The sequence below is a fragment of the Streptomyces kronopolitis genome (genome assembly GCF_014646275.1).
GTDB lineage: Bacteria > Actinomycetota > Actinomycetes > Streptomycetales > Streptomycetaceae > Streptomyces > Streptomyces kronopolitis.
The window spans coordinates 1-803 of the sequence record NZ_BMND01000097.1 but is presented as its reverse complement, the minus strand read 5'-3'; the positions used below and the strand labels follow the sequence as shown (position 1 = coordinate 803).

At 82.2% G+C, this 803-nt stretch carries 1 protein-coding gene and 1 pseudogene; both read left to right on the top strand.

Going from position 1 to position 803, the window contains the following annotated elements; translation table 11 throughout:
- Positions 1-171 precede the first annotated feature (171 nt).
- The gene (locus tag IEY78_RS33775) at positions 172-405 is read left to right on the top strand and encodes a hypothetical protein (protein WP_189104815.1); all 234 of its coding nucleotides are present in this window, start codon (positions 172-174) and stop codon (positions 403-405) included.
- Positions 402-803, top strand: a pseudogene (locus tag IEY78_RS33770) (hypothetical protein); the annotation flags it as partial. The gene IEY78_RS33775 and the pseudogene IEY78_RS33770, both read left to right, overlap by 4 nt.

The following is an 803-nucleotide window of genomic DNA, read 5'->3' as shown; positions in this document are numbered from 1 at the left end:
GGCCGGCCGCACCCCGAGCTGGGCGGTGCCGGACGGGGAGCGCCCCGCCGCGGCGCCGGTGCCGGCCGCCGGCTGCGGCGGGGGAGCGGCCGGCGCCCGAGGAATGAGACAGCCGGTGAGACGGGACGAGCCCGCGACCGGACAGCCCCGGCCGACGCGAGGGAGCGGGCAATGGTGACGGGTGTGCTCGACGTGTTGTGCGCGCTGTGCGCGATGGGTGCGGCCCTGGTGACCGTCGGGGCGAAGGGGGCCCGCAGCGCCCGTCCGGGCAGCCCGCTGCCCGTCCGGCGCACCTCCCCGGACGGCCGCGGACGCCCGCTCCGGCGGCACCCCGACCGCGGCATCGACGGCGGCCGGGATCACGGCGGCTGCGCGCGGAGCCGGGAGCGGGGGCCCCGGACATGAGCACCCCCGAGGGCGCCGTCCCCCACGCCGTCGCGCCACCCACCGAGCGGCCCGCGCCGCCCGCCGACCGAGCCGCAGACCGAGCCGCGGACCGGCCCGCGCCGCCGCGCCGCGGCCCCGCCGACCCCGTCCGGACCCTGATGCACCGCCACCAGGAGCTGTGCGCCCGCGCCGTCGACGCGCTGGAGATCGCCGCCGGGCTGGAGGCGCACGGCGTCACCGACCGCACGGCCGCACGCTTCCGGCACCGCGACGTCTTCTCCCTGGCCGAGGAGCTCTACGCCCGGGTGCCGCGCGCCGACCGGGACACCGCCGCTGCGGCCGGGCGGCCGCCCGCCCCCGCCCGGCCCTCCCGCGGCGTGCGCGCGGCGCTCCAGCTGCTGCCCGGCGCCGTCTGC

What these genes read in the sequence shown, in the direction of transcription:
- IEY78_RS33775 (WP_189104815.1), top strand. Translation starts at nt 172, where the DNA reads ATGGTGACGGGTGTGCTCGACGTGTTGTGCGCGCTGTGCGCGATGGGT.